The organism is Sporichthya brevicatena (assembly GCF_039525035.1).
Classification (GTDB): Bacteria; Actinomycetota; Actinomycetes; order Sporichthyales; family Sporichthyaceae; genus Sporichthya; species Sporichthya brevicatena.
This window is the reverse complement of the sequence record NZ_BAAAHE010000020.1, coordinates 26,626-48,269: the sequence shown is the minus strand read 5'-3', so window position 1 is coordinate 48,269 and position 21,644 is coordinate 26,626. Positions and strand designations below refer to the sequence as shown.

22 protein-coding genes are annotated in these 21,644 nt (G+C 68.1%); 7 read left to right on the top strand and 15 right to left on the bottom strand.

Going from position 1 to position 21,644, the window contains the following annotated elements:
• Window positions 1-136 precede the first annotated feature (136 nt).
• Window positions 137-1,858, bottom strand: a complete 1,722-nt coding sequence (locus ABD401_RS12985) for a DUF4012 domain-containing protein (RefSeq protein ID WP_344605318.1) — start codon at window positions 1,856-1,858, stop codon at window positions 137-139.
• Window positions 1,859-2,032: 174 nt separating this feature from the next.
• On the opposite strand from ABD401_RS12985, the gene ABD401_RS12980 reads away from it, so the two are divergent.
• A complete protein-coding gene (locus ABD401_RS12980) occupies window positions 2,033-2,422 on the top strand; it encodes a hypothetical protein (protein WP_344605316.1) in 390 nt (129 codons plus the stop codon).
• A gap of 105 nt (window positions 2,423-2,527) precedes the next feature.
• On the opposite strand, the gene ABD401_RS12975 is transcribed toward ABD401_RS12980, so the two are convergent.
• Entirely contained in the window at window positions 2,528-4,162 is a 1,635-nt protein-coding gene (locus tag ABD401_RS12975; RefSeq protein WP_344605314.1) for an Hsp70 family protein, read from the bottom strand.
• A 383-nt stretch (window positions 4,163-4,545) separates the two neighbouring features.
• Here ABD401_RS12975 and ABD401_RS12970 point away from each other — a divergent pair, with 383 nt between their 5' ends.
• The 6 genes from ABD401_RS12970 (at window position 4,546) to ABD401_RS25100 (ending at window position 11,180) form a co-directional block, all read left to right on the top strand.
• Window positions 4,546-6,216, top strand: coding sequence for a tyrosine-protein kinase domain-containing protein (locus ABD401_RS12970; RefSeq protein WP_344605312.1), 1,671 nt, complete (start codon window positions 4,546-4,548; stop codon window positions 6,214-6,216).
• A 3-nt stretch (window positions 6,217-6,219) separates the two neighbouring features.
• Window positions 6,220-7,527 (top strand): lipopolysaccharide biosynthesis protein, encoded by a 1,308-nt coding sequence (locus ABD401_RS12965; RefSeq protein ID WP_344605310.1) that lies wholly within the window; start codon window positions 6,220-6,222, stop codon window positions 7,525-7,527.
• A gap of 53 nt (window positions 7,528-7,580) precedes the next feature.
• Window positions 7,581-8,339, top strand: a complete 759-nt coding sequence (locus ABD401_RS12960) for a WecB/TagA/CpsF family glycosyltransferase (RefSeq protein ID WP_344605308.1) — start codon at window positions 7,581-7,583, stop codon at window positions 8,337-8,339.
• Window positions 8,340-8,463: 124 nt separating this feature from the next.
• Window positions 8,464-8,967, top strand: coding sequence for a serine O-acetyltransferase (locus ABD401_RS25105; RefSeq protein ID WP_425566132.1), 504 nt, complete (start codon window positions 8,464-8,466; stop codon window positions 8,965-8,967).
• Between the two features lie 182 nt (window positions 8,968-9,149).
• A complete protein-coding gene (locus tag ABD401_RS12955) occupies window positions 9,150-10,253 on the top strand; it encodes a hypothetical protein (RefSeq protein WP_344605306.1) in 1,104 nt (367 codons plus the stop codon).
• Window positions 10,254-10,304: 51 nt separating this feature from the next.
• Window positions 10,305-11,180 carry a glycosyltransferase family A protein gene (locus tag ABD401_RS25100; protein WP_425566131.1) on the top strand — a complete coding sequence of 292 codons (876 nt, stop codon included), beginning with the start codon at window positions 10,305-10,307 and terminating at the stop codon, window positions 11,178-11,180.
• A gap of 124 nt (window positions 11,181-11,304) precedes the next feature.
• Here ABD401_RS25100 and ABD401_RS25095 read toward each other — a convergent pair whose 3' ends face one another.
• From ABD401_RS25095 to folE, 13 genes are all read right to left on the bottom strand, one after another.
• On the bottom strand, window positions 11,305-12,051 hold the full coding sequence (locus ABD401_RS25095; protein WP_425566130.1) for an FkbM family methyltransferase: 747 nt from the start codon (window positions 12,049-12,051) through the stop codon (window positions 11,305-11,307).
• A 289-nt stretch (window positions 12,052-12,340) separates the two neighbouring features.
• The gene (locus ABD401_RS12945) at window positions 12,341-13,834 is read right to left on the bottom strand and encodes a sugar transferase (RefSeq protein WP_344605302.1); all 1,494 of its coding nucleotides are present in this window, start codon (window positions 13,832-13,834) and stop codon (window positions 12,341-12,343) included.
• Between the two features lie 450 nt (window positions 13,835-14,284).
• The gene (locus ABD401_RS12940; protein WP_344605300.1) at window positions 14,285-14,905 is read right to left on the bottom strand and encodes an arsenate reductase/protein-tyrosine-phosphatase family protein; all 621 of its coding nucleotides are present in this window, start codon (window positions 14,903-14,905) and stop codon (window positions 14,285-14,287) included.
• Between the two features lie 177 nt (window positions 14,906-15,082).
• On the bottom strand, window positions 15,083-15,478 hold the full coding sequence (locus tag ABD401_RS12935) for a hypothetical protein (RefSeq protein WP_344605298.1): 396 nt from the start codon (window positions 15,476-15,478) through the stop codon (window positions 15,083-15,085).
• Entirely contained in the window at window positions 15,466-15,684 is a 219-nt protein-coding gene (locus ABD401_RS12930) for a ribonuclease PH (RefSeq protein ID WP_344605296.1), read from the bottom strand. Before ABD401_RS12930 ends, ABD401_RS12935 begins: the two co-directional genes overlap by 13 nt.
• Before the next feature lie 561 nt (window positions 15,685-16,245).
• Window positions 16,246-16,869 (bottom strand): hypothetical protein, encoded by a 624-nt coding sequence (locus ABD401_RS12920; protein WP_344605294.1) that lies wholly within the window; start codon window positions 16,867-16,869, stop codon window positions 16,246-16,248.
• 275 nt (window positions 16,870-17,144) lie between these two features.
• Window positions 17,145-17,681, bottom strand: coding sequence for a DNA-binding protein (locus ABD401_RS12915; protein WP_344605292.1), 537 nt, complete (start codon window positions 17,679-17,681; stop codon window positions 17,145-17,147).
• A gap of 303 nt (window positions 17,682-17,984) precedes the next feature.
• Window positions 17,985-18,500, bottom strand: coding sequence for a DUF3180 family protein (locus ABD401_RS12910; RefSeq protein WP_344605290.1), 516 nt, complete (start codon window positions 18,498-18,500; stop codon window positions 17,985-17,987).
• Window positions 18,501-18,507: 7 nt separating this feature from the next.
• A complete protein-coding gene (gene folK / locus ABD401_RS12905) occupies window positions 18,508-19,068 on the bottom strand; it encodes a 2-amino-4-hydroxy-6-hydroxymethyldihydropteridine diphosphokinase (RefSeq protein WP_344605288.1) in 561 nt (186 codons plus the stop codon).
• Complete coding sequence (gene folB / locus ABD401_RS12900) at window positions 19,065-19,433, bottom strand: dihydroneopterin aldolase (protein ID WP_344605286.1); 369 nt, start codon at window positions 19,431-19,433, stop codon at window positions 19,065-19,067. The genes folK and folB overlap by 4 nt, the downstream gene beginning before the upstream one ends.
• A gap of 113 nt (window positions 19,434-19,546) precedes the next feature.
• Window positions 19,547-19,978 (bottom strand): nuclear transport factor 2 family protein, encoded by a 432-nt coding sequence (locus ABD401_RS12895; protein ID WP_344605284.1) that lies wholly within the window; start codon window positions 19,976-19,978, stop codon window positions 19,547-19,549.
• Window positions 19,975-20,772 (bottom strand): dihydropteroate synthase, encoded by a 798-nt coding sequence (folP, locus tag ABD401_RS12890; protein ID WP_344605529.1) that lies wholly within the window; start codon window positions 20,770-20,772, stop codon window positions 19,975-19,977. Before folP ends, ABD401_RS12895 begins: the two co-directional genes overlap by 4 nt.
• Before the next feature lie 52 nt (window positions 20,773-20,824).
• On the bottom strand, window positions 20,825-21,448 hold the full coding sequence (gene folE / locus ABD401_RS12885; RefSeq protein WP_344605282.1) for a GTP cyclohydrolase I FolE: 624 nt from the start codon (window positions 21,446-21,448) through the stop codon (window positions 20,825-20,827).
• Between the last annotated feature and the right edge of the window lie 196 nt (window positions 21,449-21,644).

Genomic DNA, 21,644 nt, shown 5'->3' with positions numbered 1-21,644 from the left:
GGACGATCTCTCGGCGGAGGGGGCGCCCGCGCGTCCGCCCCCAGCCCCGAAACGTGAACCCCTTTCCTTGGAGATGACATCTCCAAGGAAAACGGCGAATCCGAGTGGAGATGTCATCTCCAGTGCAGGCGGGGACTCAGCAGGGGGTGTCGCGGACGTCCAGGGCGAGGTCGCGGACCAGGGGCTGGCGGAAGACGATGGGCTCCCCCGCGCGGTGGGGTTCGTCGATGTTCAGGACGACCGTGCGCGGCTTCCCGCGGGGCAGCTCGACGTCGACGATGAAGACCGGGTGGCCGCGCTCCTTGCCGGCGGAGACGCCGGCGGGCTTGCCGTCGAGCGTCGCCGAGGTGAGCACCGCACCCGAGGTCGCGGCGTAGAAGATCGTCACCCGGTGGTCACCGGGCTTGATCGGGTAGCCCGGGTCGTCCGAACGCGACGTCACGTAGGGCGAGAGCCCGTCCGGGGCGGTGTTGGTGAGGCGGACGGTCGCGGTGACCGGACGGTCCTCCCCACAGGCGCCGCGCTGCCAGGTGAGCGCGCGGTCGAGGTAGTAGTCGAGCTTGTTGCCGCCCTCGTTGATGATCGTCAGCCCGACGTAGGGCGCGTTCGTCACGGGGACGGCGCCGGAGAGCTCGGTCTTCTCGATGAGCGTCTGCAGGTCCTTGTTCGCGCTCCACACGAGCAGCCGGCGCTCGTCCGCGGCGCGGGCGAGGGCACGCGCGAGCTCGACGGGGTCGTCGACCGACCCGATCACCTTGTCGGCCGCGGCGGCCGCGATCTCGATCAGGAACCGCTTGCGCGCGGCGTTGTCGTCGGCGAAGCGGTTGTAGGCCGTGCTCTGGGTCAGCTCGACGACGTTGGCGGCGCTCAGTTGCGTCCCGTCGCGCAGCTTCGCCGGCCCGGTGACGGCGAGCAGGTAGCTGAGCACCTCGGGGTCGACGGCAATCGCGCCGTCCACGCGCTGGCCGGAGTGCTGGCGCCACATGTCGGCCCAGATCGCCGCGGCGTAAGGGAAGTGCGGCGACAGGTTGCTGTTGAGGAACAGCGTCTTCGTGGCCGCGTTGCGGTAGAGCTCCTCGTACTCGGAGTCGAACCGAACCTTGGCGGTGACGCCCCTCAGCTCGTCGTCGTTGTGGAACCCGACGAAGTCGATCTTCCCCTTCGACGCCTTGACGATCGCGAACGCGCCGGGCAGGCCGCCGGTCCCCCGGGCCTCGGCGTTGTTCTGGAAGCCGAGGAAGTACGTCTGCGGCTTGGTGGACCCGAGCATCGGCGGCAGCAGCTGCGCAGCCTGCTGCGAAGCTTCAGCCATATGGGCCAACGGGCGCAGCTCGTCGAGGAGGTCGACGCGGGCGTCGTCGACGGCCGGCAGGTACGTCGAGGCGGGAAGCCGCTCGGTTCGCGCGATCGCGCGGTCGATGGAGGCCGCCGCGGAGTCAAGGGCCGGGGTGATGCGCTGCAGGGCTGCGATGTCGATGCGGCCGTCCGCTCCGCGGAGCGCGGACGGGTCGATCGTCGTGCCCGCCTCGACCAGTTCCGGCAGCGCGTTGCGGCCGAGTTCGTTCGCGACGCCGGTGATGCCGCGCGCCGTCTCGAACGGGTCGCCGAGGACCGGGATGCGACTGATCACCGCCCACGCGGGACCACTCGTCAACTTGTGGGAACGCGTAGCCTGACGTGCAATCAGATCAGCGGACGCGGTGGCGGACGGGATGTCGGCCGCGAGCAGTTGCGCGCGCAGTTGCGGGGCGCCGGCGCGGACCTTGTTCAGCTCGCTGCGCGCCATCATCGCGGTGACGCCGAGCCACACGACGCCGAGGACGCCGAGGACCACGGCGCCGACCACAGCCAGCTGCAACGCGCGCCAGCGACGCGGGTGTCGTCGCCGCAATCGGCGTGCCGATCTCCGCACCTTCCGACCCCCGTGCCTCACCCGTGCATCCGTTGCTCAGCTATTCGATCTTGCCCTACGGTCCAGCACCAACAGATCCGGCGCACCACGCGCCCGTGGTGCGCCTACAAGGGGGCACACATGAACTGGACGAAGAGCGTCTGCGCAATCGCGACCGCCACGGCCATCGGCCTGGGGACGGTGGGTGCCGCGCCCGCGGAGGCAGTACCCGCCCCCTACACACCCCAGCCGACGGTGACCGTCTCCAAGCCCAACCCCGGGCGGGGGGCCACCATCACGCTCAAGGCGACCAAGTTCAAGGCACGCGAGCAGATCGTCGTCAAGCTCCGTCAGGGCAAGCAGCGGGACACGCTCAAGTCGTTCAAGGCGAACGGCAAGGGCGGCTTCTCCAGCAAGGTCACGATCCCGCGCAAGTACAAGTGCGGTGCCACCCTCGTCGTGCGGGGGAAGTCCTCGAAGCTGACCGTCCTGACCGACCTGTTCATCGGCAAGAAGAAGGCCTGCCGCTGATCCACCGGCCGACAAATCCACCCACGAACGACCAAGTCCGGGCCCCCACGGGGCCCGGACTTCTTCGTAGCGCGATTACGCCGATCGGGTGAACTTGACGACCCGTCAGGGCGTGTCGTTGGACGCGGTCGCCTTCGGCTTCTTCGGCTTCGCGGCCTTGGCCGGCTTGTCGTCCGGGGCGGTCGACGTGCCGAGGGAGTCGCTCGTCGACGTCGGGGCGGCCGGCGGGACGGTCGGACTCTCGGCCCGGAGCCAGAAGCCACCGCCCACGAGAACCGCCGCCGCGACGACCGTGGCGGCCGCGGCGCGGGGCCAGGTGAGCAGGCGCCGGCGCGGGGCCGGAACGATCGGGACGGTCTCGTCCGGCATCGTCTCGGGCGTCCGCGGGGTCGGGACCTTCTGCGGCGCCGGGGCGTCGTCGAGCGACGGGCTCGGAGCGGCCGGGATCAGGGGCGGGGTCGCGGGCGGGCCACCGGCCGCCACCGCGGCCGCCGGGACCGCAGCCGCCGCGACGGGCGTGTCCTCGGACCCACCGCTACGGGCGGCCGGAATCGAGGCCGCCGCGGTCCGGGAGTCGAAGAAGGCCCGAGCCTGCGCGACCGCGAGGTCGGAGCCGCGCCGCGGAGCCGGAGCGGTGACGGCCATCGGAGCCGCGAGCGAGAGCACGGCGCCGGCGGCGACCATCGCCTTGGGGTCGACCGCGCGCAGGATCGTGATGCCCTCGGGCAGGTCGTCGGCGAGCATCTCCGTCACGAGCGGGATCTGCACCGAACCGCCGGTGAGCAGGACTGCCGTCAGGTTCTCGACGCCGTAGCCGGCGGAGGCGATGGCGTCGACGAAGAAGGCGACGGACTGGCCGATCTTGTCGGCGATGAGGCTGTCGAAGGTCTCGCGCTCGAGGGGGACGGTGACGGTCTCGCCGTCGAACAGCACCGAGACCGAGGCGGTCGGCTGAGTACTCAGCGTCTCCTTGGCGGCGACGCTCGCCGCGCGCAGTTGGGCGAGTGCGCGCAGGACCTCGGGCGTGACGTCGGAGCCGTCGAGGCCGGCCCAGGACTCCGCGTCAACGGCGTCGAGCACGCGCTTGAGGACGGCGTCGTCGAAGTCGATGCCGCCGAGCCCGTCGAGGCCGGCGGCGGCGCCGACGCGGGTGAAGCGGCCGTCGTCGGAGGTCGTGAGGATGGCGACGTCGAGCGTGCCGCCGCCGAGGTCGTAGACCGCGAGCGTCGCGGGGTGCGCGATGAGGCCGGTGCCGGCGTAGCCCACGGCGACGGCCTCGGGCTCGGTGATCAGGGTGACCGGCGGCAGGTTCTGCGCGGCGAGCGCGCCGAGCAGGAGGTCGATCTTGCGGCGGGTCCAGGACGCCGGGTGGGTCACGGCGATCTCGGCCGGCCGCTCGCCCTCGCGGGCGGTGGCGACGGCGACGACCCAGGCGATGATCGCGGCGGCGAGGTCGTGGGCGTAGCACTCGACGCGGTCGGCGGCGGTGGCGCCGAGGACAAGCGGAACCTCGTCACCGATGCGGCGCTTGAAGTGGCGGGCGATGCGCTCGGGCGCGTCCGGGGCGCGGTCCTCGGCGGCCTCGCCGAACAGGACCTTGCCGTCGGGGCCGAGGAAGACGACCGACGGCACGGCGGCCGACCGTGACCCCAGCACCAACGGCTCCGGGCGTCCCCCCGCGCGGAGCACGGCGGCAGCCGTGAAGGTCGTGCCCAGGTCAATGCCGAGCCGGTACGTCATCGTTCCCCCCTGAAGACGCGGCCCCCGCCGCATCTTCCGTCCGGTTCTCGCCCCGAGAGGCAAACCGGTCCCCGCAGCAGACGATAGGTCTGCGTGAGCGGTGAGACGAGGTGCTACCTCCGTCCGTTCCCCTCCGCTGTATGTCCGTTTGATCTTGGGCCGTTCGGGTGACGCCGAAATGGCCCGTTCCGGCCGGATCGATCAGGGTTGGTCCTGCGCGCACATCGGGCGGATTTCGCGTTCGAGGCACACCGTCGTAGGGGAGCGACCGTGGCAGACATACCACGCACTGTCGTCACATCTGTCACATCAACACCAGCGGCGCTAGCCTGCAACAGCTTGGCCGGTCTCCGAGCCGGCCGCCGCGGACGACGGGGGATCCAGTGACCTTCCAGGACTACGTGCGGGTGCTCCGCGAACGCTGGCTGCTGGTGGTGTTCGGCCTCATCCTCGGCGTCACGGGCGCCGGCGCCCACGCCTTCCTCGCGACCGAGCAGTACTCGACGAGCGCGACGTTCTTCATCGCGACCACGGACCTGGGCGACGACGTCACCAAGGCCTACCAGGGCAGCTTGCTCTCGGAGCAGAAGATCAAGTCCTACACCGAGCTCGCGACCGGCCGCCGGATGGAGGAGCAGGTCGAGCAGCAACTCGGCGCTCCGCTCGGCAGCGCCAAGCTCGGCGCGAGCGCCCGCCCGGACACCGTCCTGCTCACCATCTCCGTCACCGACCCGTCGCCGCAGCGCGCGCAGCGCATCGCGCAGATCGCCTCGAGCGAGTTCGTCGCGCTGGTGAACGAGGTCGAGAAGCCCGTCGCCGGCGGCACGCCCGCCGTCACCGCGAAGATCGTGCAGACCCCGACGCTGCCCGAGGCGCCCGTCTCGCCGAAGCCCGCGCGTGACTTCGCGCTCGGCATCGTGCTCGGCGCGATGCTCGGTGTCGGCCTGGCCGTCCTGCGCCACACGCTCGACCGCTCGATGAAGACCACGGACGCGCTCTCGGCGCTGGTCGAAGCCCCGGTCATGGGCGCGACGTCGTTCGACCCGGACATCAAGACCAACCCGCTCGTCGTCTTCGACGCCCCGCAGTCGGGTCTCGCCGAGTCCTTCCGTCAGCTGCGGACGAACCTGCAGTACGTCGACCTCGACAACACCGCGAAGCTGATCGTGGTCACGAGCTCGCTGCCGTCGGAGGGCAAGACCACGACGAGTGCGAACCTCGCGATCGCACTGGCCCAGGGCGGCGCGCGGGTCGCTCTCGTCGAGGCGGACCTGCGCCGGCCCAAAGCCGCACACCTGCTCGGCCTGGACAACGCCGTCGGCCTGACCAACGTGCTGACCGGTCAGCTCCCGCTGGCCTCGGCGATCCAGCCGTGGGGCGACGGACTGTTCGACTTCCTCGGCAGCGGCCCGCTGCCGCCGAACCCGAGCGAGCTGCTGGCCTCGCGCCAGATGGGCGACGTGCTCGAGGAGCTCGGCCGCAACTACGACGTCGTGCTCTTCGACGCCCCGCCGACCCTGCCGGTCGCCGACGCGGCCGTGCTCACCGCGCAGTGCCACGGCGCGCTGTTCATCGCGCGCCACGGCAAGGTGACCCTCGACCAGGTCCGAGCCGCCGCCGACACCCTGCACCGGGTCTCGGCGAACGTCTTCGGCGTCATCCTCACGATGGCCCCGCGCTCGAAGGGCAAGGGCGGTTACTACTACGAGTACGGCTACTCCGCCTCTCCCGGCACCGTGGTGTCGAGTGGGCTGCAGTCGTCGATGAAGGTCCAGGCCGGGAAGCTCCGCACGCCCCGGACCCGCAAGGCGATCGAGGCCCAGCAGGCCGGCAACGTCTCCGAGGCCGAGACCTTGCTCCGCGCCGCCGGCGGCGCGATGACGTCGAACGGCGTCGTCGACTGGGTCGAGACTCCGGTCCCAGCCCCCGCCGAGACGCCGTTCGTCCCGGCATCGCGCAACGGGCAGCAGTCCGCCTCCGTAGCAACTCCGGACGAGGTCGTCGTCATCACCACCGGCAAGCGCCCCGACGCTTCCACTCGACCCACGGCCTAGTCGATGTCTGGTTCCACGCTCGGCATATCGCCGAGCGTCACATCGTCAGAGCGTCTGCCTAGACACCGGCGAGCCGAGTTCGCGCTCCTGGCTTCGCAGGGAGCGGCAGTAGCCAGCTTGAGCTTGTGCGCCGTCATCACGGCGCGAGTGCTTGGTCCCGAGGGCCGCGGTTTGGTCTCTGCGTCGATGGTGGTTGTAGCGATCGGCGCCTACTGCGGCTTGCTAGGTACGAACCAATACATCGTGCGAGCCGCCCGCGCCGGTCAGCCCTACGCAGGGGCGGGCACGGCAGTCCGCCTTGCGCTAATAGCGGCCTGTCTGCTTGCCGGCGCGGGAACAGTGGGGCTCTTAGGACACTCGGGGCTCGCAGATCTTGATGCCAGCGGACTCGTCGGTCTCGCTGGGATTGCTGCGCTCGCCGCGTGCACGCAGGTCGCCGCGGAGCATCACGCCGCGCGCCGCCAATCTGAGGGCCTGTTCTCGCGGCTCGCGATCGAACGAACGTTCTGGACTGCGATCCCGCCCCTGCTAACTGCGACAGTCGCAATCTGGACTCGTGACTGGCACGCCACTGTTGTAACTGCATGCGTGAGTCCTCTCCCGATCCTCGTCGCGGTGAGGACCATCGCGAATCGCCAACGCGAGACGGTCACCGCTGTAGTCGTCTGCCAGCGATTGCGTCGCGACGCATTGTTCCGGTCGACGTTGAAGACCTGGACGGCAGCGATGCTGCTGCTGCTTCTCTACAGAGCGGACCTGGTACTGCTTGGCATATTTTCGGACGCGGGCCAGGTGGGAATTTACTCAATAAGCCTGATGGCCGCCGAGTGCATATGGATGTATGCGAGCGCCAAGTCGGTCGTCCTCTTCCCTTCCCTCGTAGGACAGCCGTATGACGAGCGAAAGATGGCGCGGGCTGCCGCGAGGCGCGACTGTCTTGTCGTCACAGCGGCGCTAGCCCTCGGGGCCTGCGTGTTCGGCTACGCGGCCGTGAAAATTCTACTCGGCGTGGAATACGTCGATTCTTACCGAGCCATGCTTTGGCTCATCCCCGGCGTCCTCGCTTTCGTCGTTGTGAGACTGTGGGTCATGGAGGCTTCCGCATTCGGGGAAAGCCGGACCCCGTCGCTGGTCCTGATGATGGGCCTTGCCGTGGAAGGCATCCTCACAGCCTTTCTCGCATCGCGCTACGGCGCACAAGGCGCTGCGGCAGCTTGTTCGGCGACATATGTGGCACTCGCCGCCGTTGTCTGCGTCATCGAAAGGCGAGTCGATCGGAAGCGTTCTTATCTGAGTGGTGGTGACAAATGACAGCGAAAGAAGCCGGCACCGACACCGGACGGAATCTCGAGACAATGCCGCGAGTGGACATCTACGAGATGTCGATCGCTGACCTGACACAAACAGAGCTCGCCTTGCATCTGGCTCGGGCACGCGCGAGCGCCGCGGCTTCGTCCCCGCCCGAACCCGTCCTAGTCTTTGCAGCTCACGTCGGCGCTTTGCGCCACCGCAAGTCCGACGACTACGTAGCCGCGATGCGGAGCGCCGATGTGGTGTACGCCGACGGCGCCAGCATCGTGCTCTGCGCAAAGGCCGCGGGAGCGAAACACATCGAGCGCGCACCGACCACAGACCTAGGATGCGATCTTGTCCAGATCCTCGCCGAGGAACTCGGGCGTCCTGTCCGCGTCGGCCTCGTAGGGGGGCCACCGGGGTTGGCCGAAGCTGCGGGGACGCGCCTTGAGGAGTACGGCGCACAGGTCGTGACCGCGATCGACGGCTATCGAGAGGACCTTGAAGCGGCGGTGAGGGGCCTGAGCACAACGCGTTTGGACATTGTTTTTGTCGGCCTCGGCTCACCCCGGGAGCAGGTCTTTTGCGTTCAGCAGCGAGATGCCTTCCCTGGTGGAGCCCTCGTCGTCACGTGCGGCGGATGGTTCGGATTTCTGGCAGGCCAGGAAAGGCGAGCCCCGAAGCTCTTGCAGAACCTGCGGCTTGAGTGGGTGTTTCGGGTGGTTCAGAGTCCGCGGCGTCTTTGGAAGCGCTATTTGCTCGGAGCACTCGACACGGCCAGGACATTGATCGATCTTCGGTTTCATCAGTACGACCGCAGCGGGGCCTAACGTCAATCCTCGACGTGGGCTAAACGCCAAGAAACCACTGGCCCTGAAAGCGCTCAGATTCTGGCAATGCGAAAATTGGCCTCGGTCGGCGCCGACAACGGCCGGAAAGGAGAGTCGGAAGCGAATGGATCTCAAAGACGATCTGTCGAAGGCGACCGACAACTTTGGCCGCGTCGCCGTAATCTTGTTGCGACTCTCTCGGTCCCTGCCATCAGCACTGAGCGTTATCCCGGACACCCTTCTTCGCATACTCTGCGGATGCGACATTCCGAGGTCAGTGGCGATTGAGGCCGGCTTGCGACTCCCCCACGGGGGCCGGGGAGTTGTTGTGCATCCTGGCAGTCGAATCGGTCGGAACGTTACCATTTACCATGGCGTCACTCTGGGCGTGAGCGGTCCCAGTCAAGGCGCTCCAGAAATTGGCGACGGCGTGTACATAGGCACCGGAGCGTGCCTCCTCGGTGCCGTCGTGGTGGGCCCGTCTGCTCGGATTGGCGCGAACGCAGTTGTCTTAGGGAACGTGCCCGCCGACTCGACGGCAGTAGGAGTTCCTGCTCGAATTGTCTCGCCACCCAACCGTCCTCGCGCAGCCAACGCCACGTCCGCACCACTCCCGGACTCATCATGACGCGTCATGCACTCAAGCCGGCCGGGGTCTCTACGCATCACCACCAGCATGGGTCCGGACCAGCGGAGCACGGCAAGCTAGACCGGTCCGCCGACACCTCTGCGGACCGCATTTTGCGGTGGGGTCTAGTAATCACCGCACTGAGCGGGCTCTCGACGCTCAACTCCTTCAACCGACTACCGATGCCGCTCGCGATGGACGGAGTTCTCGGCGCAGTTCTTTTGGCATGCCTGCTGTCACCAAGCCGGCTTTCTCGCCCCCCCGTCGCTACTTTCTCACTCCTCACGTCGACCTACCTCATTCTCAAGACCTCCCTGTATGCACTGGAAGCTGACCCAGCGCCAGCTACGGAGTTCATACGGGCATACAAAGCTTACTTCTTTCTACTATTCCTCGCCTTCTTCGTCGGCCGGAGATGCTTCTCCAGGGAAGGCCTCGCGCGAACTGTCAAAATTCTCCTCGGCCTGACGCTGCTCAAATACATCGCAGTGGTGGCGGCAGGAGGCGATCGTCCCGGAATCTGGACTGAGAACAACTTCGAGCTTCTAACCCTCATCGGTCTAACATATATTGCTTTTCCCGCTCTTGGTCAGTACAGCGGTGCATGGGTCGCGGCCCTCAGTCTCATCACCATCCTCTCCGAGTCCCGTTCTGGCGTCGTCGAACTAGCGATTTTGCTTGTGGCCCTGTATCTAAAACCGCGATCCCCGCGTTTTCCGTTGTACCTGGGTGCCCTCGGTTGTGCGCTGTTCGCCGCGACCGAGATTTTCGCTCAGCGGGCCGGTCAGGGCGGATTGGCGAGCGTCGATCGCTTTCGATTCTTTCAGTTCTTCCAGCGGGAGACGTCCCACTGGGGCATCCAGGAGTGGCTTTTCGGGGCACCTCCCCTTACTCCCCTTTCCGATGCCAGTTGTAAGGCGCTAAGCAGTTACGACAGCCTGGTATCGCTGCAAGGCGGCGATGAGGTCTGTTACTCCGTCATCCTCCACATGTACTCCTTGCGGGCTATATTTGATCAGGGCTTGCTCGGCACCGCATTTTTGGCGGTCATGCTCTGGTACCTCGCTGCGACGTCGTGCGTGGCCCGAAAAGATCGTCTCGTGATCTTCGCGCTCGCGCTCGCTAACTCCTTCTCCGTGTCATCGGTTAACAGCGAGTTCGGTGTCCTGCCTCTAATGGTTCTCATTGCTTTGCAGGTCGGCGAAAGCGGTTCGGCGGTCGGACGCTCTCGAGGCGTGGCAGCGTCCAGGATGATGGGTGGACCACGTCTCTCGCGTCCGCATTAGGTGCGGCCGCCGATCTAACGCTGACCAGTCCGTGAAAGGGGTCATCCGAAAGTGGGAGCGCAGATCGCGGTAGTGATCCCGTCACTGGGTCGGCCATCCCTGCGCAAGGCTGTTGCAACTGCACGCTCCCAAGATGGCGTCGATTCTGACGTTGTCGTAGTTGTTGCGGACCCTGAAGCAGAGAGAGACGTTCGCGCTCAGTTGGACGGCTTGCCGGCGCGCGTGGTCGTCGCGCCGACTCGAATTACGGGCGGAGCGGCTCGCAATTTGGGAGTCCACTCATCGAGCGCTCAATTCATCGCCTTTTTGGACGATGATGATTGGTGGGAGCCAACCAAATTGGCGTCCCAGCTGCCTGTAGCTGAGGACCTCGTTGCGCGTGGCCACGCGGTTGTGGGGACCCAGGCGGTTTTCCACGCCACGGACGGCCGCGTTCGGATCATCCCCGCGGAACCTTTGAGGGCCGGCGGCGACGTTGCAGATCACCTGCTCCGAAGATCCCGGATTCGCTTCGGACAGGGCTTCATCCAGACGTCGATGTTGCTGATGGATCGCGCCCTCGCAATCGCCGAACCCTGGAACCCCGCACTGCGGCGACACCAGGACTGGGACTTAATTATTCGAACTATCAATCGACCCGATACCGAGTTCGCGATGGTTCGAAAGCCACTCGTACATATCATGCAGGGAAGCGCGCACAGCGTCTCCGTCTCGCCAGACTGGCAAGCCAGCCTGGAGTGGCTATGCGCGGTGTCGGATGCTGTGTCCGGCCGCGCCCGAAGCGACTTCATCACAGCGGTCGCCCTGCGGAGTGCCTTGGCGGCGCGGGACCGCCACGGAGTCCTGCAAGCACTTAGAACGCTCCGTCATGCGCCGCACGCGGCCGCCGTCATCGTCGGGGCTTCCGGCGTGCTTCGCCGCAGATAATTCACCCGCCGAGGCGGCAGCGACAGTCGAGCGGGCGACGAGGGGCGCAACGATGCCGTTTGCGGTTAGCGATGCCCAGCGTTAGCAGCAGGCGCGCCGAATGGCTCCGCTCGCGCCGCGCAAGTTACAGGCGGTCCGCACTGGATCGGTATCGCTCGATCATCTGACTCGAGATGAAGACTACGTTTCCGCGACGGAGGTTCGGACCACCGCTAGGCCACTCCTCAACCTGCTCGTAGATGCCGAAGAGAAAGTAGCCGTGTGGTTCGAGAAATTTCTTCACACTCTCGAATGGGACGTGCGTGTCGTTGCGCGGATTCATCGCCACCTCGGCTTCAACGAGATCAACGCGCTGCCGACGCAACACATCGGTGGCACCCCGGAGAACTTCGAGGTCGAATCCTTCTGTGTCGATCTTTAGCAGTCCTACGTCTGACAGTTGCCAACGGTCGCACAACAAGTCGACCGTGGTGACTTCCACTTCTTCCGTCGCTACGTTTGCGCCAGCTCCGCTAGCCGTAGCGAGAATTCGCGCGCGGTCCGAAGCCTCCGGAGGGCACTCCATCCGGGCCACACCGGGCTGCGCACCGACCGCGGCCTGCAGCTGCCAAACTCTCGGAAGCCGACGCGTGTTCTTGTACAGCTCCTCGAAGGTCGACCGCACCGGCTCGACGCAATAGATATTGCTCCGCGGAAACCGCCGCCGGAAGGCGCGAGTGGACTGACCGACGTTCGCTCCAATATCCAAGATGTTCTCAGGACAGTACGTTGGCAGGCGCCGTTCGATATCCCGAGCGAGGTCGCTGCCGTGAGTAGGCCCGCGAAGTTTCCACCGGCGGACGACTTTGTTGGTCAGCGTCCTAGTGGGCATCGGCTCTGACTCCTCGCATCCTTCGAACCACCGACTTGGCGTGAGCGCCGATTGGGTGATTCGTGACTACCTGTCGTGAGACACCACAGGGAGCCATGAGCGTCCCATTCCCAACCACCGGTCGCCCGGGCAGGACGACCTTCGTCTACGTCTGCCGGGACGCCGCGGGGCTTCATCTCGCGAACGCGCTCGTCCGAGCGGCCGCGTGTCGTCGACATCGATCATGAACTTAAACCTAGGACAGACGCGTCCCCCTGCGCGCGATTGCGGGCGCTGGAGATGTCTCCTGCTAATGGGCGCCTGTCCCCGCGACGACGGCGCGGACTGTCCGCCAAAGGATTGCGAGGTCGTAAGTGAGCGACCAGTTTTCGACGTATCGGATATCAAGTTGCTCCGTCTCAACCCACGAGAGCTGGGACCGTCCACTGACCTGCCACAGGCCCGTCATGCCCGGCTTCACCAGCAGCCGGCGCCGCATGTCGTGCCCGTAGGTGTTGACCTCATCGGGCAGCGGCGGCCGGGGTCCGACCAGCGACATCTCGCCGCGGAGCACGTTGATCAGCTGCGGGAGCTCGTCGATCGAGTACTTGCGGAGCCACTTGCCGATCGGGGTGATCCGCGGGTCGTCGGCGATCTTGAACAGCGCGCCGTCGGCCTCGTTCAGCGGGAGCAGCTCGGCTTTGCGCTCCTCGGCGTCGACGCACATCGTCCGGAGCTTCCACATCCGGAACTCACGGCCGTTCAGCCCGACGCGGGTCTGGCGGAAGAACGGGTTCTTGCGGTCCTGCGCCCAGACCGCCAGGGCGACCGGGACCACGATCGGCGAGATCAGCACGATCCCGACGAGCGCGCCGACTCGGTCGAACACACCCTTGATGACCCGCGACGGGCCGGACAGACGAGCGTGTGCGACCTGCAGCATCGGCGAGTGGCCGGCGGAGCGGATCGTGACGCGGGCGCCGCTGATCTCCGTCAGACCCGAGCAGACGACGAGCTCGGTGCCGAGCGCCTCGAGGCGCCAACTGAGGCGGCGCAGGTCGTCACCGTCGAGGCGCGCGCTGGCGAGCACCGTCACGACCTCGGCGTCGCTCTTGGCGACCGCGTCGACGATGTCGTTCAGATCGCCGTAGGCCTGCAGGCCGGTGTCGAACAGGTCGGACGGGTCCCCCTCGGACAGGCAGGCCCCGACGACGTCCATGCCGTGCGTCTTGTCGGCGCGGAGCCGATCGAGGGTCCACCGGACCGCGCTCGGCGAACCGATGAGCAACGTCCGCTGGACGCAGCGGTCCGACGCCCGCTGACGGTTGAGCCACGCCCGCTGCGCCGCCCGCCCGAGCAGGCTGAGCGCCACCGCGCCGGGGATGGCCATGACGACCCAGCCACGGCTGATCTGCGCCTTGAACGCGTAGGAGACGAACGCGACCGTCGCCATCATCCCGACGCCGGCGTGGAAGACGCGGCGGCAGGCTTCGGTGCCGACTCCGATGAACCGGTGCTCGTAGGCGCGGGAGACGGTCACGAGGAGCACCCACAGGGGCGCGAGGGCCAGCGAGCCGGCGACGTAGAGGGGCGGGGTGGCTTCCCCGAAGCGGAGCCCGAGCGCCAGGCCCGCGGCCGCGAGCGCGGCGGTGATGTCGATGAGGACCGAGAACGCGGTGTAGGTGGTCTGCCACTCGTGGCGGCGGGTGCGGGCGGGCGTCGGGACGGGAGGGGCGAGGTCGAGCGTCAGGTCATCGACGGGCCGGCGCATCTCCGGCAGGCCGTGACCCGTGAGGACACTCATCGGGACCCGCCCGGGGTGGTGAAGCTGTGGACTAGCAAGTGGTGCCGCCTCCCCCGCGACAAGCCCGCCCCCGCGGGTGGTGCCCAATCACTGACCCAGGTGTTTGTCCGATTGGTTCCACCGTGGTGCGAGCCGTCGAATTTTCGCTGAGCAGGGCTATTAAGCGCCCGTATTCCCCTCACTGTCTGTACTCAATTCGGTGGAACTTCGAATTCATCCATTTGGCGCAGTGGAGTGGAATATCCGTCGAATACCGGTGTTTTGTGTGTCCGATTCGCCCAGTAGACGCAGGTTTGACGGGTGAACCGAGCGCGCGAACGCGCCCCGGAGAGGGGTAGTGGCGCAAAGCTCCACGCGGGCCAATACGGCTACCGCATGTGATGTGTGAGACGCGCTCCAGATCGCGGTGCGAAATCTACAGAGAGTCCCCAGGAAAGAGCCGCTTCGGGCTCAGATCGCGACGATCTCCGCGATCGTCTGGACCGCCTCGGCGATCTGCGTGGCGGCCTGGTGGTGAATCTTCTGCGGCCGGCCGATGGGGTCGACGATGGTGTCGTCGTCCGGGCTCTTGACCCGGATCGTGCCCCGCTTGCGGCGGGCGCGGTCGACGAGGGCGTGCGCGCGCTCGACCGGGTCGAGCGGGAGGTCACCGGGGTCGATGGAAGCCGCGAGGCGCGCGAACTCGCGCAGCGCGAACGCCTTCGGCAGGGCCTGCGGGGCGAGCGTCAGGACCGCGACCCGGTGCTCCGGGGTGGCGGTGAGGACGACGTCGGCCCAGTCGACCAGCCAGGCCTCCAGCTGCCGGGAGACGAACCGGTCCGCATACGGGCCGTCGAGCTTCCACGGCTCCAGCTCGCGGCGGGTGTCGGCGTGAATCTGGCGCCCGACGATCGCCTGCGTCCCCGCGCTCCCGAGCGCGAAGCGGGTCACCCCGTCCCCGAGCCGCTCGGCCAGGAAGTGGGCCGTCAGCAGCTCCGCGAACGCCGACCGGCAGATGTTCCCCGTGCAGACGAACAGGATCCGGAACCCGGGGTCGAGCACCCCCGCCGCCTCGCCGTCCGTCCCTCCCACGGCCGAAACCCTAGTGGGGCCGCCGCGTCCGTTTCGGAAGGCGTGCCCGGCGCCCCACATCACGTAGGAGATGCCCGCCATGACGGGGGCGTCCGTGAGCTCGCGGAAGTGACAAATGAGGGGCGAGCGGGGAGGGCCGTTGATCCCCCGGTCGGCGCGATCGCAGACTGCCCCGGGTCAGCCCTTGATCAGCTGCGACACCCGTTGCGGAGAGACCTCGAGCACTGTTGCAATGTCACTGCCGGACCACCCTGCGGCCTTCAACTGTCCGACCAGCCGACGCTTACGGTCCGCGGCTTCCCGCGCCAGTTGCTCCGCGTGGGTCGAGAGGTCGCGAACCTCGGCCAACTCCTTGCCGACATCGCCACTCAGGTTGACCACGAGCCGCACAGCGAAGGAATCCGACGGGAGGTCGGCGACCCAGGAAATGGCCTCCCGGATGTGCTGCTCAGCTTGGGACAGTCGCGCGACCAGCGACACCGCTCCTGGGACCTCGGGCACGGTCAGGCCCCACTGACCCTGAGGTGCACGCTCGGCATGCACGACGAATACTCGCTCGCTCACTTGCGCCACCAACCTGTCCCGAGAACGGACTCCAACTGGCTGAAGATCACGTCACTCATCCGGCCGAAGTCTTTGGTGCTCCGGCTGACAGTGGTCCGGACTCCGCCAACCTCGATGTGAGTGTGCCGGGTGTCTTCGACCTCGACGACCTCAAGGCCTGCCGCTTTGGCCGCCTTGCGGATCTTCCGGAGGATCTCGGCTCGCTTCACCAGCATAATCAATCCCCCCTTGATTTTCAATGTCAAGGGGGCTAGAGGACCCACGTCCCCCGGGGGGTGTCACGACCAGGCGGTGAGCAGGGGCGGTAGCGCTTGTCCTTTGGACTGGCCTTCGTGGAGAGCGGCTGGTCGACGGAGTCATGCTCTTCTCCGCCAGCAGCCGTAGGGATCGGTTCAGCGACGCCTGCTGCAGATCGCTTGCCGCGCGGCCGATGTTCGAGAAGGTCCGCTCCCCACCTCCCACCGCGGAGAGCACCGTTCGCGCCTGGGCCTCGACGGGAAACTCTGGTGGAAGGGCCGTCCGTAAGAGTTGAGCGCCTCCATCATCGCGAGGTCCGAACCGATCCCGATGAGCAGCACCGGTGCGTCTTTCGGCGTCCGACCGATCTAACCGTGGTCGACCTCGAGATCGAACGAACCCGGGACGAGGTAGGTGGGGCGGCTCTCGCTCACTTCAACCCCTCCTCCGGTGGTGGCCTGACCAGGCTGCCGAAGGACGGGCGCAAAAGGGAAGGGCCCGGCTGGATGCCGGGCCCTTCGTCGAGGTGAAGCCCTCGGTCAGGCGATCTTGACGATCGGGAGGTTGTCGACCTCGTCGACGGCGACCTCGTCGGAGTCGAGGTCGATCTCGATCGTGTCGTCGTGCATGGTGAGGTCCAGCTCGCCGGAGGTGCGGAGGCTGGCGACCCAGGCGTCGATCCAGTCGCCGGAGTCCTCGGTCTCGCCGTTGCCGAAGCTCTGGAGCACGGCGGCGGCGGCCTCGAACGCGGCGGCGGTGAGCAGACGCTGGTCCGCGGCCTCGCGCTCGGCCAGCTGAGCCTTCGCGCGCTCGGCGCGGGCCTGGCGGACGATCTCGTCGGCCTCCGCCTTCTCGACCCGCAGCTGGGCGACCTCGGCCCGCAGCTCGGCGGACTCGGCGTTCATCGTCTCGACCTGCGTCTGCAGCGACTTGATGCTCTCGCTCAGAACGGACAGCTGCTGGGTGAACAGCGACTCGTCCCGGCGGCGCATCGATTCCTGCAGCGCCAGTTCGCGGGAGTAGCGCCGGCTGCGGCGGACCGAGTCCGCGACCAGCCCGAGCGCGATCAACCAGGACGCGACCACGGCCAGCCGCAGAACCTGGGTGTCTCCGGAAACGACGGCGAGTACGACCCCCGCGGTCGCGACCGTTCCGACGCTCACGCCGGACACGGTCTTGACGGTGGGGAGCTGCTGGCGATGGCGTCCACGTGTCATGGGCGAAAAAGTAACCGGTGTGACTCACGATTCCGATGAGGCACGCCGAGACGTGAGAGGCGTGTCGCGACTTGTGTGACGAAGCGGGGCGAATCGACCGCGTCCAGCAGCCCGCGAGGCCGGCCCGCGGGGCCGATCTGCGCACTCGGTGGAGTTGGGCACGGGTCGCCGGGCACGGACCGGGGCCGATCTGCGCACTCTGCGCAGGTAGACCCGAGGAGTCAGGCGCCCACCAGGTGCCGAACCTTGGCGGCGTTCGACGGATCGAGGGCGAGCAGGGCGTCACGCAGTAGCAGGGCGCCACGGATCGCAGGGAGGGTGCGATCGACTGCAGGCCCCTTGTCGAGATGCACGCCCGCGCCGAGCAGCCATTCGCGAACCTCTACCCAGGAGTACAGCCGCGCACCGCGCGGACCCTCCAGACCGTGCAGCGGAGCGGGGAATCCGCCCGGGCCGCGCTTCCCTTCCGCGAGGAGCCGGATGGACTCGTACGTCCGGCCGACGCGTTCGGCGATTTCCGCCAATGTCACGGCGTCCGAGTCGACCAACTCGGCGACCCGGAGACCCTCGACCGACTCGGCCTGTCCGACCGCCGACAGGACAGCGTCCAGGAGCGTGTCAGCCTCCCGGTCGACGTCGAGAAGCCCGACCGGGCGGGCTTGGATGCCGGCATCGTCGAGCCCTGCTTCGTACAGAGCGTCGACCTCGTCGTCACTAAGCGCACGGTTGAGCCGCAATCGGAAGTTCCACATGCTCATCGGGCTCATCCCTCCTCGAACTCTCCGGTCTGCTCGGTAACACAGGCGCGGTGCTTGGCGACGAACCGATCGACTTGCTTGGCATGAGTGTCAGCGTTCCGCGGCGTGCTCCAGACCGCGAAGTCCGCTCCACAGGCACACCGAACGACGCCCCACCGATGACCTTTGTGTACCTCCGTGACGACCATGGAGGCTTCACGCGCACCATCGAGCGCCTGCGCGATCGAGTTCTTGGGGTGACGCCCCTTGCTAATCACTGTTGTGCACCATACAACACTGTTGCATAAGACACAACAGCAACTGTCAGCCCGCGTGGTCGGCCCGGGGGCCGGGGAGGCCGGGGCGGTCGGGGCCGTCGCCGTCGCCCCCGGGGACCCGGCAGACGTGCTCGAGGAACAGCGCCCCGGCGATCACCGCCACCGACGCGACCGCGGCCGCGAGCGCGTTCGTCCCGATCTCGGAGCGGCCGGGCTCGCCCCAGTCCCCGGCGAGGAAGAGCGTGTAGCCGCCGTAGCCGCCCGCCATCGCGGCCCCGACCGGCGAGCTCGCCCGTGCCAGGACCACGTACCGCGCGGTCTGCAGCGCGTTCACCGGCCGGGCGTCGGGGCGGCGCTCGGCGATCGCGCGCAGCCGGCCCCGGGTGCTCACGGCCAGGCCGATCAGCACCGCCGCCAGCAGCGCGAGGACGCCGGCGGCCGTGGCCGGGACGCGCGGCAGCGTCCGGCCCGAGCCGTCGATCAGCAGCCCGGCCGAGTACCCGACCGAGCCGGCCAGCACCGCGACCGCGGCGAGGACCGGCGGTCGCGTCGGTCGCAGCACGACCGCGTCAGGCCGGCAGTTCCAGGACGACGTCGGTGCGGCGCAGCGTCGAGGTGTCCAGGTCCGTCAGGAGGTCGGCGATCTTGCCGTGGGTGACGAGCTCGGCGTCGGGCTCGACGTCCCGCCACGGCAGCAGCACGAACGCCCGCTTGTGGGCACGCGGGTGCGGCAGCGTGATCGCCGGGTCGTCCAGCACGCGGTCGGCGAGCGCGACGACGTCGACGTCCAGACGGCGGGGACCGGAGCGGTCCTCCCCCACGCGCGGGCGGCCGAAGGCCTCCTCGACGGCGTGGCAGCGCTCCAGCAGCGTGGCGCCGGACATCTCGGTGTCGACCAGCAGGACCGCGTTGTAGAACTTCCCGCCGTCCTCGGGCTTCTCCGGCTCGGACTCGTACACCGGGGAGACGCTCAGCCCCCAGATGCCGGGGGCGTCGAGGATCGCGTCGATCGCGTTCTGCAGGTTCGTCTCACGGTCGCCGGTGTTCGAGCCGAGCGAGAGCACGGCCCGCCGGATGGGGCGCAGCTGGCCGGTGAGGGTGTCGTCGACGCCGGGCGAGGTGTCAGTCATGAGCGGCTCCGCATGATCGTCACGGATACGTCCTCGAACGCGACGGAGACCGGCGCTTCGGGCTTGTGGACGGTGATCTGCACCTGCTCGACCCCGGGGTCCTCCAGGCACATCGCGGCGATGCGCTCGGCCAGGGTCTCGATCAGGTTGACGGGCTCCCCCTCCACGAGGGCCACGACACGGTCGGCGAGACCGGCGTAGTCCACGGTGTCGGACAGGTCGTCGCTCTTGGCGGCGCGGCGGGTGTCGACCCCGAGCTCCACGTCGACCAGGAACGGCTGCCCGTTCGCCCGCTCCGAGGGCAGGACCCCGTGCCGCCCGAAGCCGCGCAGACCCCGGAGGGCGATGCGGTCGAGCTGCTGCATACGGGCGGTGTCCTCACTTCTCGGCGGGAGAGCGGTACGTGCAACCTACCTGCCCTGGTTCTTCCACGGCACCGGGCAGTTGAGACCCGGCGAAGGGTTAAGTAATCCCTCAGCTACCCCTCGTCGTCGTCGTGCGTGTCCGAGATGACCGGTGAGCCGTGGCGGACCCACAGCTGCCAGCCGTTCTCGGTCCGCCGAAAAATGTTCGTGGCCACGCCTTTTGCCCCGGCGAAGGTCGTGGCGTCGTCCTCGTCGTCGTCGGTGAGGATGTTCTCGACGCAGGTGAGCACCGCGAAGTCCGACCCGAGGTGGACCTCGACGTCCGTCAGGACGAACTGGATGTACGTCGTGTTCGCCATGATCATCGCCCAGGAGCGCAGCACCTCGTCCCGGCCCCGCAGCGCCGGCCAGCCCGGGTGCACGCAGGTCACCGACGCCGCGAGGTCGCCGTTGGCCCAGATCCGGTCCATGCGGTCCAGGTCGCCGGCCTCGAAGGCGGCGTAGAAGTCCTCGTTGAGCTCGATGAGCCGCTGTTCGTCGCTCATCGCGCTCCCGTCCAGGCGGCCGCCACGCGGACGGCGTCGGCGGTCGGGCCCGCCTCGTGCACGCGGACGCAGTACGCCCCCTGCGCGGCCGCCAGGGCCGAGACGGCGGTCGTGGCGTCCTCGCGCTGGTCCACCGGGCGCGGGTGGCCGTCCGCGTCGGGCAGCAGGCGGCCGAGGAAGGCCTTCCGCGAGGCCGCGACCAGCAGCGGCCGGCCGAGGGCGTGCAGCTCGTGCAGGCGGGCGAGCAGGGCCCAGTTGTGCTCGGCGGTCTTCGCGAAGCCCAGGCCCGGGTCGAGGATGACGTGCTCGGGGTCGACCCCCGCGGCCGTCACCTCGTCGAGGCGGGTCTGCAGTTCACGGCAGACGTCGGCCACCACGTCGTCGTAGACGGCGCGGGACTGCATGTCGACGCTCGGGCCGCGCCAGTGCATGAGGACGTACGGTACGCCCGCCGCGGCGACCAACCCGACCATCTCGGGGTCCGACAGGCCGCCGGAGACGTCGTTGACCAGGCGCGCCCCGGCCGCGAGCGCGTCGGCCGCGACCTCGGCCCGGGTCGTGTCCACCGCGACGGGGATGCCGTCGTTCGCCAGCGCCGCGACCACCGGGATGACCCGGCGCAGCTCCTCGGCCGCCTCGATCCGCACCGCGCCCGGGCGGGTCGACTCCCCGCCGACGTCGATGAGGTCCGCGCCGGTGCGCATGAGGTACCGGCCCCGCTGGACGGCGGTCTCGGCGTCGAAGAACTCGCCGCCGTCGGAGAACGAGTCGGGGGTGACGTTGACGACGCCCATGACCAGGCACCGGTCCCGGACCGGCAGGCCGGGGACTGCTCTGTTCACCTGGTCACCGGCGCGGCCCGGACTCCATGATCAGGGCCATCGCCTCGGCCCGTGTGGTGGCGTTGAGCAGGCTCCCGCGCACCGCGGACGTGATCGTCCGCGACCCCGGCTTCCGGACCCCGCGCATCGTCATGCACAGGTGCTCGGCCTCGATGACGACGATCGCGCCCCGCGGCTCGAGGATCCGCATCAGCGAGTCGGCGATCTGCGTCGTCAGTCGCTCCTGGACCTGCGGGCGCTTGGCGAACACGTCGACCAGGCGGGCCAGCTTGGACAGCCCGGTGATCCGGCCCTCCGGCGCCGGGATGTACCCGATGTGCGCGAGCCCGTGGAACGGCACGAGGTGGTGCTCGCAGCAGGAGTACATCTCGATGTCCCGGACCAGGATCATCTCGTCGTGCCCGAGGTCGAAGGTCGTGGTCAGCACGTCCTCCGGCCGCTGCCAGAGCCCGGAGAACATCTCCGCGTACGCTCGCGCCACCCGGGCCGGGGTGTCCTTGAGCCCGTCCCGCTCCGGGTCCTCCCCGATCGCGTACAGCAGCTCCCGGACGGCGTCCTCCGCCCGCTTCGCGTCGTAGGGACGCTTCGCGCCCCCGTCGTCTGCCGGCAGGGAGGTGGGTTGGACCATCCCGTCAGCCTAGGCACTGCCCGGTGACGGGGCCCAACGGCACCCGGTGCGCAGATCAGCACCGGTCCGCGGCCCTAGCCCCGGGCCCAGCTGCGCCGAGTGCGCAGAAGAGCACCTCCGTGCCTGGCCGGCGAGCACGTTCGGGCGACTTATGCACAGGGGCGCACCCCCACGGGGTTGTCCACAGCCCAGGAAC

What these genes read in the sequence shown, in the direction of transcription:
- ABD401_RS25095 (WP_425566130.1), bottom strand. Translation starts at nt 12,051, where the DNA reads ATGCCCACTAGGACGCTGACCAACAAAGTCGTCCGCCGGTGGAAACTT.
- ABD401_RS12895 (WP_344605284.1), bottom strand. Translation starts at nt 19,978, where the DNA reads ATGAGCGACGAACAGCGGCTCATCGAGCTCAACGAGGACTTCTACGCC.
- ABD401_RS12975 (WP_344605314.1), bottom strand. Translation starts at nt 4,162, where the DNA reads ATGACGTACCGGCTCGGCATTGACCTGGGCACGACCTTCACGGCTGCC.
- folE (WP_344605282.1), bottom strand. Translation starts at nt 21,448, where the DNA reads ATGGTCCAACCCACCTCCCTGCCGGCAGACGACGGGGGCGCGAAGCGT.
- folK (WP_344605288.1), bottom strand. Translation starts at nt 19,068, where the DNA reads ATGACTGACACCTCGCCCGGCGTCGACGACACCCTCACCGGCCAGCTG.
- folP (WP_344605529.1), bottom strand. Translation starts at nt 20,772, where the DNA reads ATGGGCGTCGTCAACGTCACCCCCGACTCGTTCTCCGACGGCGGCGAG.
- ABD401_RS12945 (WP_344605302.1), bottom strand. Translation starts at nt 13,834, where the DNA reads ATGAGTGTCCTCACGGGTCACGGCCTGCCGGAGATGCGCCGGCCCGTC.
- folB (WP_344605286.1), bottom strand. Translation starts at nt 19,433, where the DNA reads ATGCAGCAGCTCGACCGCATCGCCCTCCGGGGTCTGCGCGGCTTCGGG.
- ABD401_RS12980 (WP_344605316.1), top strand. Translation starts at nt 2,033, where the DNA reads ATGAACTGGACGAAGAGCGTCTGCGCAATCGCGACCGCCACGGCCATC.
- ABD401_RS12965 (WP_344605310.1), top strand. Translation starts at nt 6,220, where the DNA reads ATGTCTGGTTCCACGCTCGGCATATCGCCGAGCGTCACATCGTCAGAG.
- ABD401_RS12915 (WP_344605292.1), bottom strand. Translation starts at nt 17,681, where the DNA reads ATGAGCATGTGGAACTTCCGATTGCGGCTCAACCGTGCGCTTAGTGAC.
- ABD401_RS12955 (WP_344605306.1), top strand. Translation starts at nt 9,150, where the DNA reads ATGCCGCTCGCGATGGACGGAGTTCTCGGCGCAGTTCTTTTGGCATGC.
- ABD401_RS12930 (WP_344605296.1), bottom strand. Translation starts at nt 15,684, where the DNA reads ATGCTGGTGAAGCGAGCCGAGATCCTCCGGAAGATCCGCAAGGCGGCC.
- ABD401_RS25105 (WP_425566132.1), top strand. Translation starts at nt 8,464, where the DNA reads ATGGATCTCAAAGACGATCTGTCGAAGGCGACCGACAACTTTGGCCGC.